This is a genomic window from Paraburkholderia kururiensis JCM 10599 = LMG 19447, from assembly GCF_003986935.1.
Classification (GTDB): domain Bacteria; phylum Pseudomonadota; class Gammaproteobacteria; order Burkholderiales; family Burkholderiaceae; genus Paraburkholderia; species Paraburkholderia kururiensis.
Genome location: NZ_RJZE01000014.1, coordinates 36,536 through 54,804, shown reverse-complemented (window position 1 = coordinate 54,804; position 18,269 = coordinate 36,536). Strand labels below are relative to the sequence as shown.

General features: G+C 65.8%; 19 protein-coding genes. 15 read left to right on the top strand and 4 right to left on the bottom strand.

Annotated features, from left to right (window positions below):
• The first annotated feature begins 58 nt into the window (after positions 1-58).
• Complete coding sequence (trxA, locus tag PKKP23_RS17835; RefSeq protein ID WP_126877884.1) at positions 59-907, top strand: thioredoxin; 849 nt, start codon at positions 59-61, stop codon at positions 905-907.
• A 95-nt stretch (positions 908-1,002) separates the two neighbouring features.
• Here the strand turns inward: trxA and tcdA are convergent, their stop codons facing one another.
• Positions 1,003-1,920: a tRNA cyclic N6-threonylcarbamoyladenosine(37) synthase TcdA gene (gene tcdA, locus PKKP23_RS17830; RefSeq protein ID WP_126877883.1), complete on the bottom strand. Its 918-nt coding sequence runs from the start codon at positions 1,918-1,920 to the stop codon at positions 1,003-1,005.
• 218 nt (positions 1,921-2,138) lie between these two features.
• Between tcdA and pdxH the strand changes: the two genes are divergently transcribed.
• The 3 genes from pdxH to PKKP23_RS17815 all read left to right on the top strand — a co-directional run bounded on the left by pdxH (position 2,139) and on the right by PKKP23_RS17815 (position 5,494).
• The gene (gene pdxH / locus PKKP23_RS17825) at positions 2,139-2,777 is read left to right on the top strand and encodes a pyridoxamine 5'-phosphate oxidase (RefSeq protein ID WP_017776927.1); all 639 of its coding nucleotides are present in this window, start codon (positions 2,139-2,141) and stop codon (positions 2,775-2,777) included.
• Between the two features lie 158 nt (positions 2,778-2,935).
• Complete coding sequence (locus tag PKKP23_RS17820; RefSeq protein WP_017776928.1) at positions 2,936-4,150, top strand: SAM-dependent methyltransferase; 1,215 nt, start codon at positions 2,936-2,938, stop codon at positions 4,148-4,150.
• 90 nt (positions 4,151-4,240) lie between these two features.
• A complete protein-coding gene (locus tag PKKP23_RS17815; protein WP_126877882.1) occupies positions 4,241-5,494 on the top strand; it encodes a DUF72 domain-containing protein in 1,254 nt (417 codons plus the stop codon).
• Between the two features lie 63 nt (positions 5,495-5,557).
• Here the strand turns inward: PKKP23_RS17815 and msrA are convergent, their stop codons facing one another.
• Positions 5,558-6,106, bottom strand: coding sequence for a peptide-methionine (S)-S-oxide reductase MsrA (gene msrA, locus PKKP23_RS17810; protein ID WP_126877881.1), 549 nt, complete (start codon positions 6,104-6,106; stop codon positions 5,558-5,560).
• Positions 6,107-6,281: 175 nt separating this feature from the next.
• On the opposite strand from msrA, the gene PKKP23_RS17805 reads away from it, so the two are divergent.
• Positions 6,282-6,794: a flavin reductase family protein gene (locus PKKP23_RS17805; protein ID WP_017776931.1), complete on the top strand. Its 513-nt coding sequence runs from the start codon at positions 6,282-6,284 to the stop codon at positions 6,792-6,794.
• Between the two features lie 76 nt (positions 6,795-6,870).
• Here the strand turns inward: PKKP23_RS17805 and PKKP23_RS17800 are convergent, their stop codons facing one another.
• Positions 6,871-7,377, bottom strand: coding sequence for an Lrp/AsnC family transcriptional regulator (locus PKKP23_RS17800; protein ID WP_126877880.1), 507 nt, complete (start codon positions 7,375-7,377; stop codon positions 6,871-6,873).
• A 160-nt stretch (positions 7,378-7,537) separates the two neighbouring features.
• Here PKKP23_RS17800 and kynB point away from each other — a divergent pair, with 160 nt between their 5' ends.
• From kynB to kynA, 3 genes are all read left to right on the top strand, one after another.
• Positions 7,538-8,179 carry an arylformamidase gene (kynB, locus tag PKKP23_RS17795; RefSeq protein WP_126877879.1) on the top strand — a complete coding sequence of 214 codons (642 nt, stop codon included), beginning with the start codon at positions 7,538-7,540 and terminating at the stop codon, positions 8,177-8,179.
• A gap of 82 nt (positions 8,180-8,261) precedes the next feature.
• Positions 8,262-9,512 (top strand): kynureninase, encoded by a 1,251-nt coding sequence (gene kynU, locus PKKP23_RS17790; protein WP_126877878.1) that lies wholly within the window; start codon positions 8,262-8,264, stop codon positions 9,510-9,512.
• A gap of 10 nt (positions 9,513-9,522) precedes the next feature.
• The gene (gene kynA / locus PKKP23_RS17785; RefSeq protein ID WP_126877877.1) at positions 9,523-10,503 is read left to right on the top strand and encodes a tryptophan 2,3-dioxygenase; all 981 of its coding nucleotides are present in this window, start codon (positions 9,523-9,525) and stop codon (positions 10,501-10,503) included.
• Positions 10,504-10,644: 141 nt separating this feature from the next.
• Here the strand turns inward: kynA and purM are convergent, their stop codons facing one another.
• Positions 10,645-11,700 carry a phosphoribosylformylglycinamidine cyclo-ligase gene (purM, locus tag PKKP23_RS17780; protein WP_126877876.1) on the bottom strand — a complete coding sequence of 352 codons (1,056 nt, stop codon included), beginning with the start codon at positions 11,698-11,700 and terminating at the stop codon, positions 10,645-10,647.
• 92 nt (positions 11,701-11,792) lie between these two features.
• Between purM and PKKP23_RS17775 the strand changes: the two genes are divergently transcribed.
• The 7 genes from PKKP23_RS17775 to panB are packed head-to-tail and all read left to right on the top strand — an operon-like array spanning position 11,793 to position 18,163.
• A complete protein-coding gene (locus PKKP23_RS17775; protein ID WP_017776937.1) occupies positions 11,793-12,869 on the top strand; it encodes an AI-2E family transporter in 1,077 nt (358 codons plus the stop codon).
• A gap of 33 nt (positions 12,870-12,902) precedes the next feature.
• Positions 12,903-13,655: a DnaA regulatory inactivator Hda gene (gene hda, locus PKKP23_RS17770; RefSeq protein WP_126877875.1), complete on the top strand. Its 753-nt coding sequence runs from the start codon at positions 12,903-12,905 to the stop codon at positions 13,653-13,655.
• Between the two features lie 11 nt (positions 13,656-13,666).
• Complete coding sequence (locus tag PKKP23_RS17765; protein WP_017776939.1) at positions 13,667-14,353, top strand: histidinol-phosphatase; 687 nt, start codon at positions 13,667-13,669, stop codon at positions 14,351-14,353.
• A complete protein-coding gene (pcnB, locus tag PKKP23_RS17760) occupies positions 14,350-15,987 on the top strand; it encodes a polynucleotide adenylyltransferase PcnB (protein WP_017776940.1) in 1,638 nt (545 codons plus the stop codon). The genes PKKP23_RS17765 and pcnB overlap by 4 nt, the downstream gene beginning before the upstream one ends.
• Positions 15,988-16,035: 48 nt before the next feature.
• A complete protein-coding gene (gene folK, locus PKKP23_RS17755; protein WP_126877874.1) occupies positions 16,036-16,629 on the top strand; it encodes a 2-amino-4-hydroxy-6-hydroxymethyldihydropteridine diphosphokinase in 594 nt (197 codons plus the stop codon).
• Complete coding sequence (locus tag PKKP23_RS17750) at positions 16,626-17,306, top strand: deoxynucleoside kinase (RefSeq protein ID WP_126877873.1); 681 nt, start codon at positions 16,626-16,628, stop codon at positions 17,304-17,306. The genes folK and PKKP23_RS17750 overlap by 4 nt, the downstream gene beginning before the upstream one ends.
• Positions 17,307-17,347: 41 nt before the next feature.
• Positions 17,348-18,163: a 3-methyl-2-oxobutanoate hydroxymethyltransferase gene (gene panB, locus PKKP23_RS17745; protein ID WP_017776943.1), complete on the top strand. Its 816-nt coding sequence runs from the start codon at positions 17,348-17,350 to the stop codon at positions 18,161-18,163.
• Positions 18,164-18,269: the final 106 nt, after the last annotated feature.

Below are 18,269 nucleotides of genomic sequence, written 5' to 3'. Positions count from 1 at the left end.
TGAAATGGCCCGCCGCCGCCCCTAGATGAAATCGAGACAGTTTTCCCACGAGGATGCAATGGACACCACACTCGCCACTTTCGAAAAAGATGTGATCGCTGCCTCGACGCTCGCGCCGGTGCTGGTGGACTTCTGGGCGCCGTGGTGCGGTCCGTGCCGCACGCTCGGTCCGATGCTCGAGCGCCTCGAAACCGAGTACGGCGGCAAATGGAAGCTCGTGAAGGTCAACGTCGACGAGAACCAGGAGCTGGCGGCCCACTTCCAGGTGCGCAGCATTCCACACGTGATCGCGTTTGCAGACGGTCGTCCGGTGGATCAGTTCGTCGGCGTGCTGGCCGAGGGTCAGCTGCGTGCGTTCCTCGACCGGCTCGTACCCGACGGCGCCGAGGCGGCACGCCGCGTGGCGCTCGCGGCCCTTGCGGAAGGCCGTCGCGACGAGGCCTACGACGCGCTGAAGGCCACCCTCGCCTACGACCCCGGCTACGACGACGCTCGCATGGACCTGATCGAAATGCTGCTCGAAGACCAGCGCATCGACGACGCCCGCGCCGAAGTGGAACTGCTCTCGCCCAAGACGACGCAAGGTATCGACGCCCGCTTCAACGCGCTGAAAACGCGGCTCGACGCAGTGGACGCTGCCGCCGATCTGCCGCCCACCGACGCGCTCGAAGCGCGCGTGGCCGCAGATCCGACCGACCTCAACGCCCGCTTCGACCTGGCGAGCGCGCTGATCGCCCGCCGTCAGTACGCGGGCGCGCTCGAACATCTGCTGGAAATCGTGAAGTGCGACCGGTCGTTCCGTGAGGACATCGGCCGCAAGACGATGTTGTCGGTGTTCGATCTCGCGGCCGGGCAGCCGCAGCTCGTGAGCGAATGGCGCCGCAAGCTGAGCGCGGCGCTTTATTGACGGCGCGTTTCCGAACGCGCCTTATCTTCGCCGCTTCGCTTCATCCGGCATCCCCTCCCACGACCATGACGCGGCCTTCGGGCCGCATTCGCTTTTTATGCGCGCGTGGTGGCGGCTGCGGCGAGACCTTCGCCGCGCGCCGCGTCCGTCGCGCGGCGGGCGAGTGCTCGCAGCACGTGCGAGGCCGCAGCAAAGCCGAAGCTCGCGGTCACGCATACGCTCGATCCGAAGCCCGCGCAGTTGAGACCCACCGGTCCGCTGTGCCCCGGCGACGTGCTCACGTGCTCGGCGTCGGCGTCGATGTCGCAGACCGCTGTTTCGGGGTAGATGAGCGGCTCGTCCGAATACACGGCGCTCACCTTGAACTTCGCCTTCGGTCCGCGCGGAAAGCCGTGCTGCTTGCGTAATTGCGCGCGCACTTTCGAGAGCAGCGGGTCTTGAATGGTGAGCGCGAGGTCGTCGATGCGAATGCGCGTGGGGTCCAGTTGACCGCCCGCGCCGCCCACGGTCACGAGCGGCTGCCCGCGCGCCACGCACCACGCGATGAGCGCGGTTTTCGTGCGCACGCTGTCGATGGCGTCGATCACGTAGTCGAAGCCGGCGCCCAGCACTGCGTCGAAATTGTCGGGCTCGACGAAGTCCTCCACGAGCCGCACCTTGCACGCGGGGTCGATCAGCGCGATCCGCTCCGCCATGGCTTCTACCTTGGGCTTGCCATAGTTGCCGTCGAGCGCGTGGATCTGCCGGTTCGTGTTGCTTTCGGCCACGTTGTCGAGGTCGATCAGCGTGATCGTGCCCACCGCGCTGCGCGCGAGCGCCTCGGCCGCCCACGAACCCACGCCGCCTATGCCGATCACCGCCACGTGGGCACGCTCGAAGCCGGCCAGCGCCGCGTCGCCGTAAAGCCGCGCAATGCCGCCGAAACGGCGGGCGCGATCGGCGGCTTCAGGCTCGGCGAGGCTGGAGGTAACATCGGAAGTAGCGTGGTGCGCGGTAAGGCCGGAGGCGGACATGGCTCGATACGGAAACAGAAGGAGGCGCTTCGGATCCGGCCGTCTGGCACGGCCGCCAGGGCCTGCAACGGCGCGGCAGCGGACGGCGGAGCGCGGGCAAACCGTATTTTGCCTGATCGCGCGCAAGGAAACGGCGCGCCCTTTCACGCGCGTGCGACCGCACGCAGAAAATTCACACCCCGGCTATACTGGCCTAATTGAAGCGTGCGCATAAGAACATGACTTCCCTCGCTAATCTCCGCAAGAATTATTCGCTCGGCTCACTCGACGTGACCGACGTGGATCCCAACCCGATCCAACAATTCCACAAATGGTTCGCCGAGGCGCTCGACGCCAAACTGCCCGAACCAAACGCGATGACGCTCGCCACGGTGGACGAGAACGCTCGTCCTACCGCGCGGATCCTGCTCATCAAGGGCGTGGACGAACAGGGCTTCGTCTTCTTCACGAATTACGAAAGCCGCAAGGGCCACGAACTGGCCGCCAATCCGCACGCGAGCCTGCTTTTCTACTGGATCGAGCTGGAACGGCAGGTGCGCATCGACGGTAGCGTCGTCAAGACAAGCGCCGAGGAAAGCGACGCCTACTTCGCCTCGCGTCCGCTCGGCTCGCGCATTGGCGCGTGGGCATCGGAACAAAGCAAGGAAATTGAAAGCCGCGCCGTGCTGGAAGCACGCGAGCGCGACATGGCAGCGAAGTACGGTGAACATCCGCCGCGCCCGTCGCACTGGGGCGGCTACCGGCTCGTGCCGCAGGCCATCGAGTTCTGGCAGGGCCGCCCGTCCCGCTTGCACGACCGCATTCTCTACACGCGCGAAACAGGCGGCGACTGGCGCATCGCGCGGCTGTCGCCTTGACGTCGAGGCGTTGACGAACACCGCCGCGCGGGGCGCACCCGGCGCGCAGTGAAAATACGGATCGCGTACTCCATCGGGGTAACACGCAGCACAAAAAGGAGCGCATCGGCGCGATCCATGAGCTTTGCTTTGTATTTCATCGGACACGGAGAAATCACATGTTCTGGGAGAAGAAGCTGGCGCAGTGGGTGCAGGAAGTACGGGACAAGGCGAATCTGCCTGCGCGTCTCGTGCTCTGGGACGGACAACAACTCGATTTCGGCAACTTCGCGGCGCCGCAGGTCACGCTGAAGGTCAATAGCGCGTCGGCGCTGCCGCTTCTGCTCGAACCGAGCCTCGACAACCTCGGCGAAGCGTATGTGAAGGGCAAGATCGACATCGAGGGCAAGCTCTCGGACATCATCAACATCGGCTATTCGCTGGCGCGAAGCACGGTCACCAATGCGAGCAAGCTCGCCCGCGTGCGCCGCTACTTCAACCACACGAAGGCGTCGGACAAGAAAGCGATCCAGTATCACTACGACGTCTCGAACGAGTTCTACAAGCTGTGGCTCGACGAGAACATGGTCTATTCGTGCGCCTACTTCGAGAACGGCAACGAAGATCTGGGCACGGCTCAGCTCAAGAAGATCGACCACATTCTCACCAAGATCCAGTTGCAGCCCGGCCAGCGCCTGCTCGACATCGGCTGCGGCTGGGGGGCGCTCGTCCTGCGCGCCGCGCAGAAGTTCGGCGCGAACTGCGTAGGCGTCACGCTCTCGCAGAACCAGTTCAACCTCGCCACCGAACGCGTGAAGGCCGCAGGACTCTCGGATCGCATCGAGATCCGCCTGCAGGACTATCGCGACGTGGAAGGCCAATTCGATCGCATCACGAGCGTCGGCATGTTCGAGCACGTGGGGCGCAAGAACCTGCCTGGCTATTTCCGCAAGATGCACGACCTGCTCACCGACGAAGGCATCGCGATGAATCACGGCATCACGTCGTCGGATGCGGACAGCGGCGAGACCTCGCTGGGCGGCGGCGAATTCATCGACCGCTACGTGTTCCCGGACGGCGAACTCCCGCATATCGGCCTCGTGCTCGAATCCATGCAGCGCGGCGGCCTGGAAGCGATTGACGCCGAGAGCCTGCGCCGTCACTATGCGCACACCCTGGACATCTGGGCGGAACGGTTCGAGACGCACGCCGAAGAGGCGAGAAAGCTCGTGGACGACGAGAAGTTCCGCATCTGGCGCGTGTATCTGGCGGGCTGCGCCTATGCGTTCGAACACGACGACGTATCGCTCTTCCAGGTGGTCTGCCGCAAGGCCGGACGCAGCGCGGCGACGCTGCCGTGGTCGCGCCGCTATATGTACGAAAAGCCGCTGTAAGTCATTCGCCAGCACTTCATTGAGGCTCGCGAGGGCGACCGCCGTGCCGCTAGGGCGCGGCGGCGCCCCAGGAAACACCGACAGGACTAGATGAACGAAGGCGCCGCACCGGCCGCTCACGAGCCCAACGCAATCGACGCTATCGCGCAGTCTGAAAGCACTGCGGAAAGCGCCACGGACAGCGGTGGTCCTGAGCAGCAGTTCGACCTCTTCGGCGAGCCGTTGCCGCCGCACGGCGCGCCTCGGCCAGCCGCCTCTTCTCCTGCGCAAACCGGGCCCTTGGGGGCGGCCGGTTTATCTTCTTTCGCCGCACCGAAAAAGTCGCGGGGCCGCGCCGTCGTCCTGGCTGCGCCGCCCAACGACGACGTGCTCGACATCGCCCGCACCTTGCCCGGCGAAGTGCATCTCGGCACGTCGTCGTGGTCGTTTCCCGGCTGGAAGGGCATTGTCTACGGCGACGAGTACAGCAACTCGAAGCTCTCGCGCGACGGCCTTTCCGCCTACGGCGCGCACCCGCTGCTGCGCACCGTGAGCATCGATCGCTCGTTCTACGCGCCGCTCACGGTCGCGGACTATCTGCGATACGCGCAGCAGGTGCCGGATACGTTTCGATTCATCGTGAAGTGCGCGGCGCTGATCACGGACGCCGTCGTGCGCGGAGAGCGTGGCGAGCCGGTCGAAGCGAATCCGTGCTTCCTGAATGCGCAACTCGCCATCGACGAATTCGTGCGACCGTGTCTCGATGGACTGGGCATACGCGCCGGTGCGCTCGTGTTCCAGTTTCCGCCGCTGCCCGACGCACTGCTTGCTGATCCGGCCGGGTTCATCGAGCGGCTTTCTGCATTCCTCGCCGCGTTGCCGCCGTTATCCGCCGTGGGCTCCACGGCGGGGTCGACGCCGTGTTACGCCGTAGAGATTCGCGACGCCTGCCTGCTGACGCCGCGCTTCATCCGCGCGCTGCGCGCCGCGGGCGTACGGTACTGCGTCGGGCTTCACGCGCGCATGCCCGATCCGCTGCGGCAGGCTGCGGCGCTCGCGCTGCTGGATGGCGACACGCCCGCCGGTCCGCTGATCGTGCGCTGGAGCCTGCACAGCGGCTTCAAGTACGAGCAGGCGAAGGCGAAATACGAGCCGTTCGACAAGCTCGTCGACGAAGATCCGTACACACGCCGCGCGCTCGCCGAGTTGGCGGCACGCTACGCAATTGCGGGCCAGCCGGTGCTGATCGCGACGAACAACAAGGCGGAAGGCTCGGCGCCGCTCACGTGCATTGAACTCGCCCGCGAGATTGGCGCGGCCTGTACGAAGATGCGGGAAGAAGAGGAAGGGCACGAGCCGCATTGAACCGGCGCCGCGCCGCCCGTGCCCTCGCACGGCAGCGCGGCGCCCGGTATGCCTCGGTGCAAATCACGCCCCGCGTATGCGGTGCGCGAACTTTTGCCGGAACTTGGCCACTTTCGGTGCCACTACGAATGCGCAGTAGCCCTGCTCGGGATGCTGGGCGAAGTAGTTCTGGTGATAGGCCTCGGCCGGCCAGTAATTGCCGTCGAGTGGCAGCACCTGGGTGACGATCTGCCCGTCGTAGACGCCTTCGGCCGTCAGTTCGCGAATCGCCTGTAACGCGGTATCGCGCTGCGCTTCCGAATGCGTGAAGATCACCGACCGGTACTGCGTGCCGACGTCGTTGCCCTGGCGGTTCAGCTGCGTTGGATCGTGGATCGCAAAGAAGATGTCGAGGATGTCGCGATACCCGATCTTCGACGGATCGAACTGCACCTTCACGACTTCCGCGTGTCCGGTATTGCCGTCGCAGACCTGCTCGTACGACGGATGGTCCACGTGCCCGCCCGCATAACCCGACTCCACCGCCACCACGCCGTCGACGCCCAGAAACACCGCTTCAAGGCACCAGAAACACCCGCCGGCGAGGGTGGCGGTTTCAACTGCCTGACTCATGGAATTCCTCCTTGGATAGTCCGCGCCGGGCCCGCTGCCCGCGGCTGCACGCGCGCGAATGACGCTAGAATGGGGGCAATTCACGCGTTTTCTACATGACCTTCGCTCCAGTTTTCGTCCTGCCGGCGCCCGCCGCGCGATCGCCCGTGCTCGTTGCAACGGAGTCCGTACTGCAATGACGCGCCGCGCCAAAGCCCCCAATTTCGACGACAAGGCGTTCCGCCACGCGCTCGGCCAGTTCGCCACGGGCGTGACCGTCATCACCACGCGCGCGCCGTCGGGTCAGCTGATCGGCATTACGGCGAGTTCGTTCAACTCGGTGTCGCTGAATCCGCCGCTCGTACTGTGGAGCCTCGCGACGCGTTCGGCGTCGATGCCGGTGTTCCAGACGAACAGCCATTATGTGGTGAATGTGCTCGCCGCGTCACAACTCGACCTCTGCAAGCGCTTCGCCACGGTGAAGGGCGACCGCTTCGAGGGCGTGGCCCATGCGGCCGGCGACACCGGCATGCCGGTGCTCGAAGGCGCGCTCGCCTGGTTCGAATGCCACAACCGCAGCCGCTACGAGGAAGGCGACCACGTGATCTTCGTGGGTGAAGTGGAGCGCTGCGGAGTGCGCGACGGCGCCGGAGATGTGTCGCCGCTCGTGTTCCACAGCGGCGGGTTTCATCGAATCGAGCCGCTCTGACGCGGCTTCGGGCAAGTCGAGGCCTGAAAGGCCGCGAAAGCCGCGAATGCTGTAAAGGCCAGGCCGAGGCACGCCCTCACGAACCGGCCGCCTTACCTCCCGAGCGCGCCACCAGATCCACCGGCACGCCGGTATCGTCCTTCAGCGTCTGCAGCACGATGTTCGAACGGATGTCCATCACGCCCGGCGCGTTGTAGAGCTTGTTCAGCACGAAGTCCGAGTAATGCTTGAGGTTGTGGGCCAGCACGCGCAGCAGGTAATGCGTCTCGCCCGTCACGACGTACGCGCCTACCACCTCGGGCCAGTCGCGCAGCGCCTGCGCGAAACGCTCGTGCCAGTTCTGCTGGTCGTTGCGCATGGACACCTGCACAAAAGCCTCCAGTTCGAAGCCCAGCACCTCGCGATTCAAACAGGCGCGGTAGCGCTCGATTACGCCCTGCTCCTCCAGCAGGCGCAATCGCCTGAGGCACGCGGACGGCGACAGTGAAATGCGATCGGCCAGGTCCAGGTTGCTGATTCTGCCTTCGTTCTGAAGCACCGCGAGAATGCGGCAATCCGTGGCGTCGAGCGAGATTGCGTTCATTTTCGGTCTCCCTTTCCGCTTTCCCTCAAATTATGTTCCAACAGCACACCCTTGCGGTGATTTTTTTGCAAGCACATTTCGTGACAGGCCGCCTATCATTCAAAAGATCAGCCCGCCGCACCGCGGCGAGTACACGACCACTTGCAGGACATCCGCAGACATGGATGCACTTTGGGACATTTCTCCGCCTGTCGGGCCGCAAACGCCCGTGTGGCCGGGCGACACGCCGGTCGGCATCGAGCGTGTGTGGCGCATGGAGGCGGGCTCGCCCGTGAACGTCGGGCGGCTCACGCTCTCGCCGCACACCGGCGCGCACGCCGACGCGCCCTTGCACTACGACGCGCACGGCGCGCCGATTGGCGAGGTGCCGCTCGACGCCTATCTCGGCCCGTGCCGCGTGATTCATTGCATTGGCGCGGCGCCGCTCGTGAGGCCGGAACACGTCGCGGCGGCGCTGGCTGACGGCATGCCGCCGCGCGTGCTGCTGCGCACCTGTCAGCGCGCGCCGATCACCGAATGGGACAGCCGCTTTTGCGCCGTGGCGCCGCAGACCATTGATCTGCTCGCCTCGCGCGGCGTGAAGCTGATCGGCATCGACACGCCTTCGCTCGACCCGCAGGATTCCAAAACCATGGATTCGCACGGCCGCATCCGCGCGCATCGCATGGCGATCCTGGAAGGCCTTGTGCTCGATGCCGTGGCGCCCGGCGACTACGAGCTGATCGCGCTCCCGCTGCGCCTTGCCACGTTGGACGCAAGCCCCGTGCGCGCCGTGCTGCGCCCGCTGCCGGCGCGATCCTGAGGCACCCGGAAGCCGACTGAGGCCGCCGATATCTCGCCTCGCCAAAGCCCGCGCCCGCCCCCATTTTTTCGACTGGAGCACCATGAAACACCGTGACGACGCCCTGGCGCTGGACCGCGCCGATCCGCTTGCGCCGCTGCGCGACCAGTTCGCGCTCGCATCCGACACCATCTACCTCGACGGCAACTCGCTCGGCGTGCCGCCGAAGGCGGCCTCCGCCCGTGCGCAGCAGGTGATCGGCGCCGAATGGGGCGAGGGGCTGATTCGCAGCTGGAACGCCGCGGGCTGGTTCGCGCTGCCGCGCCGGCTCGGCAACAAGCTGGCACCGTTGATCGGCGCGGCCGACGACGAAGTGGTCGTGACCGACACCATCTCCATCAATCTCTTCAAGGCGCTTTCCGCGGCGCTGCGCCTGCAGGACGCGCGGGACCCGCACCGTCGCGTGATCGTGTCGGAGCGGTCGAACTTCCCGAGCGATCTGTACATCGCGCAGGGGCTCATCGAGCAGCTCGACCGCGGCTATGAACTGCGCCTCGTCGACGACCCCGCCGAGTTGCCCGACGCAATCGGCAGCGACACAGCCGTCGCGATGATCACGCACGTGAACTACCGCACGGGCTACATGCACGACATGGCCGCGCTCACGCAACTGATTCACCAGAGCGGCGCGCTCGCCCTCTGGGACCTCGCACATTCGGCGGGCGCCGTGCCGGTCGATCTCAACGGCGTCGCCGCCGATTACGCCGTGGGCTGCACCTACAAGTACCTGAATGGCGGCCCCGGTTCGCCCGCCTTCGTCTGGGTGCCGAAGCGCCATCAGGATGCGTTCTCGCAGCCGCTCTCGGGCTGGTGGGGACACCGCGCGCCGTTTCAGATGGACCCCGTGTATCAGCCCGGCCCGGGCATCGGCCGCTATCTGTGCGGCACGCAGCCGATGGTTTCGATGGCGCTCGTCGAGTGTGGGCTCGACGTGTTCCTGCAAACCAGCATGCAGGAGATTCGCCGCAAGTCGCTCGCGCTGACGGACCTCTTCATCGACCTCGTCGAATCGCGTTGCGCAGGCCACGCGCTGCATCTCGTGACGCCGCGCGCGCATAGCCAGCGCGGCTCGCACGTGAGCTTCGCGCATCCGCACGGCTACGAGGTGATGCAAGCGCTGATCGCGCGCAACGTAATTGGCGACTACCGCGAGCCGCACGTGCTGCGCTTCGGCTTCACGCCGCTCTATCTGCGCTATGCGGACGTGTGGGACGCCGTGGAAACGCTGCGCGACGTGCTCGAAAGCGAAAGCTGGCGCGCGCCCGAATTCGCCGCACGCGGCGCCGTGACCTGAGGAGACAGCGATGACCGATCACATGGAAGTGCCGGGCGAACCGGTCGAGCGGGTCGACGAACCGCGCGGCGGCTGTCCGTTCGGACATGGCGCGGCGGGCCTGCACGGCTCGGAGGCGAAGCACGCCGCGCACGTGCCCGAAGCCCTGGCGGCAGAGCGATCCGCGGCCGAAGCCGGCTGGCACAGCGCCCAGCTCGACTTCTCGAAGTCGATGAGCTACGGAGACTACCTCTCGCTCGATCCGATCCTTTCGGCACAGCATCCGCTCTCGCCCGATCACAACGAGATGCTGTTCATCATCCAGCATCAGACGAGCGAACTCTGGATGAAGCTCGCGCTCTACGAACTGCGCGCGGCGCTCGCCTGTGTGCACCGCGACGACCTGCCGCCCGCGTTCAAGATGCTCGCGCGCGTGTCGCGCGTCTTCGAGCAGCTCGTCCAGGCGTGGAACGTGCTCGCCACCATGACGCCTTCGGAGTACACGGCGATGCGGCCGTACCTGGGGGCGTCGTCGGGATTCCAGTCGTATCAGTACCGGCTGCTCGAATTTCTGCTCGGCAACAAGAACGAACAGATGCTCAAGCCGCACGCGCACCGGCCCGATGTCTTCGCGCAGGTGCAAGCCGCGCTGGAAGCGCCTTCGTTCTACGACGAAGTGATTCGCCTGCTTGCCCGACGCGGTTTTCCGATTGCGCAAGAGCGGCTCGAGCGCGACTGGACGCAGCCGACGGCGCACGATGCGTCGGTGGAAGCCGCCTGGCTCGAGGTGTACCGCGACCCGTCGCGGCACTGGGACCTGTACGAGATGGCCGAAGAACTGGTGGATCTGGAGGACGCGTTCCGTCAGTGGCGCTTCCGTCACGTGACGACGGTGGAACGGATCATCGGCTTCAAGCAGGGCACGGGCGGCACGAACGGCGCGCCGTATCTGCGCAAGATGCTGGACGTGGTGCTGTTTCCCGAGCTTTGGCACGTCAGGACGGTTTTGTAGCGTGCCGCCGCTGCGCGCCGCGCTTTCGGATGGAGCGCGGCCGGAAGTCAAAAAAAGGGCGTGCCGGGATGAACCCGGCACGCCCTTTTTTCTTCCTGCTGCTACAGACGGCTTAGGACTGACAGGCCGCCTGGATCACGCTTAGACCACGACCGTTTGCGCTTCGCCCGCGGCGCTCTCGCGCACGAAGCCGATCTTCCAGACCTGCTCGCCGGCGGCCGAAAGCAGGCCGATCGCCTTGTCGGCATCCGCTGCTGCAACGACGACCGCCATGCCGATCCCGCAGTTGAACACGCGGTGCATTTCCGCATCGGCCACGCCGCCGTGCTTTTGCAGCCACGCGAAGAGCGGCGGCAGCGGCCACGCGCGGTGGTCGAGTTCGGCCGTGAGGCCCTCGCGCAGCACGCGCGGAATATTCTCGACGAGCCCGCCGCCCGTGATGTGCGCCATGCCCTTCACCGGCAGTTGCTCCATCAACGCAAGGAGCGGTTTCACGTAGATGCGCGTGGGCGCCATCAGCGCGTCGGCGAGCGACCGTCCGTCGAAGTCGGCGGAAAGATCGGGCTGCGCGCGCTCGATAACCTTGCGTACCAGCGAGAAACCGTTCGAATGGATGCCGCTCGACGCGAGGCCCAGCACGACGTCGCCCGGCATGATCGTGCTGCCGTCGATGATCTTGCTCTTTTCCACCGCGCCGACAGCGAAGCCGGCGAGATCGTATTCGCCGTCCGGGTACATGCCCGGCATTTCGGCCGTCTCACCGCCGATCAACGCGCAACCCGCCAGTTCGCAGCCCTGGGCGATGCCCTTCACGACGGTCGCGGCCGTGCCCACTTCGAGCTTGCCGCAGGCGAAATAGTCGAGGAAGAACAGCGGTTCAGCGCCCTGCACGAGGATGTCGTTGACGCTCATGGCCACGAGGTCCTGGCCCACGGTGTCGTGTTTGTTCAGATGGAATGCGAGCTTGAGCTTGGTGCCCACGCCGTCGGTGCCGGACACGAGCACCGGCTCGCGGTACTTCTTCGGCACCTCGAAAAGCGCACCGAATCCGCCGATGCCGGCGAGCACGCCGTCGCGCATCGTCTTCCTGGCAAAGGGCTTGATCGCGTCGACGAGGGCGTCGCCTGCGTCGATGTCCACGCCGGCATCGCGATACGACAGTCCCTGGGCGTTCGGGTCGGATTTCGGTTGATTCATGGGGAAGAGCGAGAAGGTCGGTAAAATGCGATTTTACCCGATGCCGGCCGCCTGGCTGAATTCGCCTGTCCGACCACCTTGGGAAAACAACCTTGTCGCAGAACTCTCCGATTTTCACGCCATACCAGCGCCAGGCCTTCATCTGGGCCGCGCTCGCCATGGCGTTCGGCATCGTGCTGTGGCTCCTGCGGCCGGTGCTCACGCCGTTCCTGCTCGGCGCGATTCTCGCCTACATCCTGCAACCGGGCGTGGCCTGGCTCGTGCGCCACCGCGTGCCGCGCGGGCTTGCCGCCCTGCTCATGATGCTGCTGTTCGCGCTCGTCATCACGCTGCTCGTCGTGCTCGTGCTCGCCGTCGTGCAGAACGAGGTGCCGCAGTTGAAGCAGCAGGTACCGGCGCTCTTCGCGCATCTGCACGACTGGCTGCAGCCGAAGCTCGCACTGCTCGGTCTTGCCAATCCGCTCGATTTCGCCAGCCTGCGCGACACCGTGATGGGGCAGCTCGAAGGCAGCGCGCAGTCCATCGCGCTCGCCGCGTGGGCCTCCATTCGCACGAGCGGCAACGTCATGATCTCCGTGATCGGCAACGTGGTCATGGTGCCGCTCGTGCTGTTCTATCTGCTCTACGACTGGAACGCGATGATCGGCCGCGTGCAGGCGTTCATTCCGCGCCGCTGGCTCGGGCGCACCAGCGAACTCGTGGGTGAAATGGACCGCATGCTCTCGCAGTACCTGCGCGGCCAGTTGCTCGTGATGGTCGTCCTCGCCGCGTACTACGCAATCGCGCTCAGCATCGCGCGGTTCGAGATTGCGTTGCCCGTGGGCGTCTTCACGGGGCTCGCCGTGTTCATTCCGTACGTGGGCTACGCAACGGGCCTCGGCCTCGCGCTGATCGCCGCATCGCTGCAGTTCGGCGACTGGTACGGCTTCGGCGCCGTGGCACTGATCTACGGCGTCGGACAGGTTCTCGAAGGTTTCTTCCTGACGCCGCGGCTCGTGGGTGAGCGCATCGGCCTGCATCCGCTCGCCGTCATCTTCGCGCTGCTCGCGTTCGGACAGCTGTTCGGCTTCTTCGGCGTGCTGATCGCGCTGCCCGTGAGCGCCGTGCTCGCTGTGGCGCTGCGCGAACTGCGCCGCGGCTACCTCGCCAGCGCGCTCTACAAGAACTGATATCCGACACCGTATTTCCGCTTTCATCTCACTGTGCTTCGACAGCTGACGCTCGATCTCGGCACCCCGCCGCCATCGACATTCGACAATTTTTTCGCGGGCCCGAACACGGAGCTCGTCGCGCGCCTGCGCGAGCTCGACGCCGCGCTCGCGGCCGGCCCCGTCGCGGACCGCACGTTCTATATCTGGGGCGAGGCGGGCAGCGGCCGCAGCCATTTGCTCCAGGCGCTGGTTCATGAAACGCCGCCGGGCCATGCCCGCTTCGCGGGTCCGCAAAGCGGCCTCGCGGCCTTCTCGTTCGACCCCGCGGTTTCAATCTACGCGATCGACGACTGCGACGCGCTTTCCGGCGCGCAACAAATCGCGCTCTTCAATCTGTTCAACGAGGTGCGCGCGCATCCCACGAGCGCGCTCGTCGCGGCCGGCAACGCTGCACCCATCGCGCTCGCCGTGCGCGAGGATCTGCGTACGCGGCTCGGCTGGGGCCTTGTCTATCATCTCGCGCCGCTCGCGGACGAAGACAAGGCCGCCGTGCTGAAACAGGCCGCGCGCGAGCGCGGCATTGCGCTCGCCGACGACGTGCCCGCCTATCTGCTCACGCACTATCGCCGCGACATGCCGAGCCTGATGGCGCTGCTCGACGCGCTCGACCGCTTTTCGCTCGAACAGAAACGCGCCGTCACGCTGCCGCTGCTGCGCGCCATGCTGGCCTCGCCGGAGAAGATGGCGCGAGGCGCAGCGGACGGTGCGCCGGACGGCGGCAACGCCTTCACCCGCTTCAAGTAAAATGAGCCCCCATGGCCAATCTCGCACTCTTCGACCTCGATCACACGCTCATCCCCACCGACAGCGACCACGAATGGGGTCGCTTCATGGTGAAGCTCGGCATTGTGGACGGCGAAAGTTTCGCGCGTCAGAACGACCGCTTCTTTGCCGACTACAAAGCGGGCGTGCTGGACATTCACGCGTATCTCGTCGCCATGCTCACGCCGCTTGCGAAGTACCCGCGCGCGCAGCTCAAGATCTGGCACGACCAGTACATGCATGAAGTGATCAAGCCGGCCATCGTGCCGGCCGCCCTCGAACTCGTGCGCGAGCACAGGGACGCCGGCGACCTCTGCTGCATGGTGACTGCCACGAACGAATTCATCACGGCCCCTATCGCCGAAGTGTTCGGTGTGCACAAGCTGATCGCCTGCGAAGTGGAAACTGTGGACGGCCAGCCGCATTCCGATTACACGGGCCGCCCCACCGGCACGCCGAGCTACCGCGAAGGCAAGATCGTGCGCACCGAGGCATGGCTCGCCTCCCTAGGCAAAACGTGGTCGGACTTCGAGCGCAGCTATTTCTATAGCGACTCGCACAACGACATCCCGCTGCTCGAAAAAGTCACCGACCCGATCGCGACCAACCCTGACGACACGCTGCGCGCTCACGCGCAGTCGAAGGGCTGGCGCATTCTCGACCTCTTCCAACCCTCGTGATCAAGAAACTCATCCGCAAGCTGTTCGGTCAGGACACGGCCGCCGCGGCCGGCTCGTCCGATGCCGACGCCGATCTACAGTCCGGCTCGCCGCCCGGCTCACATTCAGGTTCGCGCGCGGCCGACGAAGCGGCGCAAGACGGCTCGAAGGCGCGTCGCCGCCCTGCTCGCAAGACCGGCAAAGCGGCTGCTACGGCGGGCGATCCGGATGCACCGGTCATCCTCTCGGCGGACGTTCACGGCATTAACCCCTCGCTGATTTCCCGCAACGCGGTGCGCGTGACCGAAGGCCTGCAGCAGGCAGGATTCCGCGCGTTCATCGTGGGCGGCGCCGTGCGCGATCTGCTGCTCGGCATCGCGCCGAAGGATTTCGACGTCGCCACCGACGCCACGCCGGACCAGGTTCAGCGCCTCTTTCGCCGCGCGCGCCTGATCGGCCGGCGCTTCCAGATCGTCCACGTGCAGTTCGGCCAGGAGATCATCGAAGTCTCCACGTTCCGCGCGCTCGTCGATCCGCCGCCGCCCTCGCTCGAAGAAGGCGTCAGTGCCGAAGTGCCGCCGAAGCGTTATCGCCGCGACGAACTCGACCGCCGCACGCACGCCGTGGACGCGAGCGGCCGCGTGCTGCGCGACAACGTGTGGGGCGAGCAGCACGAAGACGCCACACGACGCGACTTCACGATCAACGCGATGTACTACGACCCGGCCACGCAGACCGTGCTCGACTATCACAACGGGATGGCCGACATGCGCGCGCGGTTGCTGCGCATGATCGGCGACCCGGCCACGCGCTATCGCGAAGACCCGGTGCGGATGCTGCGCGTGGTGCGCTTTGCCGCGAAGCTCGGCTTCGAGATCGAGGACCACACGCGTGCGCCCATCCAGGAACTCGCCGACCTCATCAACAACGTGCCGGCCGCGCGTCTGTTCGACGAAATGCTGAAGCTGCTGCTCTCGGGCCACGCGCTCGCGTGCCTGCAGCGGTTGCGCAAGGAAGGCTTGCATCACGGCCTGCTGCCGCTTCTCGACGTCGTGCTCGAACAGCCGCAAGGCGAGAAGTTCATCACGCTCGCGCTTTCCAGCACCGACGCCCGCGTGCGCGCCGGCAAGCCGGTCTCCCCGGGCTTCCTGTTCGCCACGCTCCTGTGGCACGACGTGCAGCAGCGCTACCAGCAGTACACGGCCGCGGGCGACTATCCGGTGCCCGCGCTGCACCGCGCGATGGACGACGTGATCGACGCCCAAACCGAGAAGCTCGCCATCCATCGCCGCTTCTCGTCGGACATGCGCGAAATCTGGGGCTTGCAGTTGCGCCTCGAAAAACACTCGGGCCGCAGCGCGCTGAAGCTGCTGGAACACCAAAGATTTAGAGCGGGGTATGATTTCCTCCTGTTACGCTGCGAGTCAGGCGAGCTGGACGAAGCCGTGGGCGCGTGGTGGACGGAGTTCATCGAAGGAGACGCGGCTGCGCGCGAAGCATTGCTCGCGCAAGGCGGGAAGGACCGGACGCCCAGAAAACGACGGCGGCGCGGTGGCGCCAGAAACCGCAAGACGGGCGACGGAGTGGAGGACGGCACAGCAGCGGGCCCGCACGCATCCGGCGAGGTGAGCCACAACGGCGCACACGAGGATTGATCGGGCTGGCGCTTTCGCCGTCAAACGAAAGTCGCAGGAAGTGATGCCATGACGGTAGCCTGGCTAGGGCTCGGCGCGAATCTCGGGGACGCGCGCCAGACCTTGAAAGACGCGGTGGTGTGCCTTGCACAGCAGCACACCATCACCGTGCTCGCGAAGTCGAGCCTGTATCGCACCGCCCCGATCGACGCGGGCGGCGACGACTATTACAACTGCGTCGTGAAGCTCGACACGACACTGCCGGTGCGGCATCTGCTGGCGCTGTGTCACCGCGTCGAAAGCCATTTCGGCCGGGAGCGTCCCTTTCGCAACGCACCGCGCACGCTCGATCTCGACATTCTGCTTTACGGCGACCACGTCATCGAAGAGCCCGATCTGATCGTCCCGCATCCGCGGCTCATCGAACGCGCCTTCGCGCTGGTGCCGCTCATCGAACTGGAACCCGACCTCATCATTCCGCAGCACGGACGCGCCGACGCGTTCCTCACGGCCGTCGCGGGCCAGCGCATCGAGAAGGTGAAGCCGCTGTGCCAGTGCCTAGCCGGCACGGCCGCAGCCGACCTGGACAGGAACCCGGGCGCAGACGCGGATTTCGCCACAGGCGAAGGCAACGGCAAGATGAAGCAGGGCGGCTGCCGATGACCGCGCCGCCGCTCACGGTCACGGCCCCCGAACTGCGCCCGCCGGTGCGGTACCTCGCAATCGAAGGCCCGATTGGCGCCGGCAAGACGTCGCTCGCCATGCGGCTTGCGCAGCGCTGGTCGATGCAGACCTGCTTCGAGCGCCCGCAGGACAATGCCTTTCTCGAGCGCTTCTATCGCGACAACACGCGGTACGCCTTGTCCACGCAACTCCAGTTCGCGTTGCAACGCATGGAGGAAGCGCAGGCCATCGCATCGACGCTGGCCGACGGCGGCACGCTCGTTACCGACTTCATCACCCAGAAGAACGACGTCTTCGGTCGCCTCACGCTGCCTGACGACGAATGGCAGCTCTATCGCGCCATTGCGGCGCGGCTCACAGCAAGCGCGCCCGACCCCGACCTTGTCGTGTACCTGCAGGCCAGCCCCGAGGTGCTGTTCTCGCGCATCCAGAAACGCGCCATTCCAATGGAGCAACAGATTTCCGACGCGTATCTGCGTGGGCTCTCTGACGCCTACAACCAGTTCTTCTACCACTACGACCGAGCGCCCGTACTCACGGTGAACGTCGAACATCTGAATCCGCTCGATTCCGAGGCGGACCTCGCGCTCGTCGTCGAGCGGATCGAAACGATGCGCGGCCGCAAGGAATTCTTCGTCAAGGGCACGGCGCGCTAGATCGCGCGTACCCTCCTCCCCCTTTTCAAACGGACTGTCTGATGACCTATTTGCAGGAAGCGAGCCGGCCGGCCGTGACCGTTCCGAAACTGCAGGCCATGCGCGAGGCTGGCGAGAAGATCGCCATGCTGACGTGCTACGACGCAAGCTTCGCGGCGCTGCTGGACCGTGCAGGCGTGGACGTGCTGCTCATCGGCGATTCGCTCGGCAACGTGCTGCAAGGACACACCACCACGCTGCCCGTCACGCTCGAGGACATCGCGTATCACACCGCCTGCGTGGCGCGCGCACAGCCCTCGGCACTGATCGTCGCCGACATGCCGTTCGGCAGCTACGGCACGCCTACCGCCGCGTTCGAGAGCGCCGTGCAGCTGATGCGGGCCGGCGCGCAGATGGTGAAGCTGGAAGGCGGCGAATGGCTGGGCGAAACGGTGCGTTTTCTGATCGATCGGTCGGTGCCGGTGTGCGCGCATGTGGGCCTCACGCCGCAGTCGGTGCACGCGTTCGGGGGCTTCAAGGTGCAGGGCAAGACCGAAGCGGGCGCGAACCAGTTGCTGCGCGACTCGCTCGCCATGCAGGACGCGGGTGCGCAACTCATCGTGATGGAAGCAATCCCCACGCTGCTCGCCGCAGACGTGACGAAGCAACTGCGCATTCCCACCATCGGCATCGGCGCGGGCGCGCAGTGCTCGGGCCAGGTGCTGGTGCTGCACGACATGCTGGGTGTATTCCCCGGCAAGCGGCCGCGCTTCGTGAAGGATTTCATGCAAGGGCAGCCGGGCATCGCCGCAGCCGTGGATGCTTACGTGCGCGCCGTGAAGGACGGGTCGTTCCCGGGGCCCGAGCATTCGTTCTGATTGGGGTAAGGCCGGCGCAGGCGGCCCCGATACGGCGGTGGCTACTCTGCTGTGTTGCGTTGCCGCTTGCTTGCCCACCCACCGGCGCCTTGCGGCTCGGTCTGCG

Bases quoted from the DNA above. Each gene is read 5' to 3' on its own strand.
- trxA (WP_126877884.1), top strand. From the start codon at position 59: ATGGACACCACACTCGCCACTTTCGAAAAAGATGTGATCGCTGCCTCG.
- tcdA (WP_126877883.1), bottom strand. From the start codon at position 1,920: ATGTCCGCCTCCGGCCTTACCGCGCACCACGCTACTTCCGATGTTACC.
- pdxH (WP_017776927.1), top strand. From the start codon at position 2,139: ATGACTTCCCTCGCTAATCTCCGCAAGAATTATTCGCTCGGCTCACTC.
- PKKP23_RS17820 (WP_017776928.1), top strand. From the start codon at position 2,936: ATGTTCTGGGAGAAGAAGCTGGCGCAGTGGGTGCAGGAAGTACGGGAC.
- PKKP23_RS17815 (WP_126877882.1), top strand. From the start codon at position 4,241: ATGAACGAAGGCGCCGCACCGGCCGCTCACGAGCCCAACGCAATCGAC.
- msrA (WP_126877881.1), bottom strand. From the start codon at position 6,106: ATGAGTCAGGCAGTTGAAACCGCCACCCTCGCCGGCGGGTGTTTCTGG.
- PKKP23_RS17805 (WP_017776931.1), top strand. From the start codon at position 6,282: ATGACGCGCCGCGCCAAAGCCCCCAATTTCGACGACAAGGCGTTCCGC.
- PKKP23_RS17800 (WP_126877880.1), bottom strand. From the start codon at position 7,377: ATGAACGCAATCTCGCTCGACGCCACGGATTGCCGCATTCTCGCGGTG.
- kynB (WP_126877879.1), top strand. From the start codon at position 7,538: ATGGATGCACTTTGGGACATTTCTCCGCCTGTCGGGCCGCAAACGCCC.
- kynU (WP_126877878.1), top strand. From the start codon at position 8,262: ATGAAACACCGTGACGACGCCCTGGCGCTGGACCGCGCCGATCCGCTT.
- kynA (WP_126877877.1), top strand. From the start codon at position 9,523: ATGACCGATCACATGGAAGTGCCGGGCGAACCGGTCGAGCGGGTCGAC.
- purM (WP_126877876.1), bottom strand. From the start codon at position 11,700: ATGAATCAACCGAAATCCGACCCGAACGCCCAGGGACTGTCGTATCGC.
- PKKP23_RS17765 (WP_017776939.1), top strand. From the start codon at position 13,667: ATGGCCAATCTCGCACTCTTCGACCTCGATCACACGCTCATCCCCACC.
- folK (WP_126877874.1), top strand. From the start codon at position 16,036: ATGACGGTAGCCTGGCTAGGGCTCGGCGCGAATCTCGGGGACGCGCGC.
- PKKP23_RS17750 (WP_126877873.1), top strand. From the start codon at position 16,626: ATGACCGCGCCGCCGCTCACGGTCACGGCCCCCGAACTGCGCCCGCCG.
- panB (WP_017776943.1), top strand. From the start codon at position 17,348: ATGACCTATTTGCAGGAAGCGAGCCGGCCGGCCGTGACCGTTCCGAAA.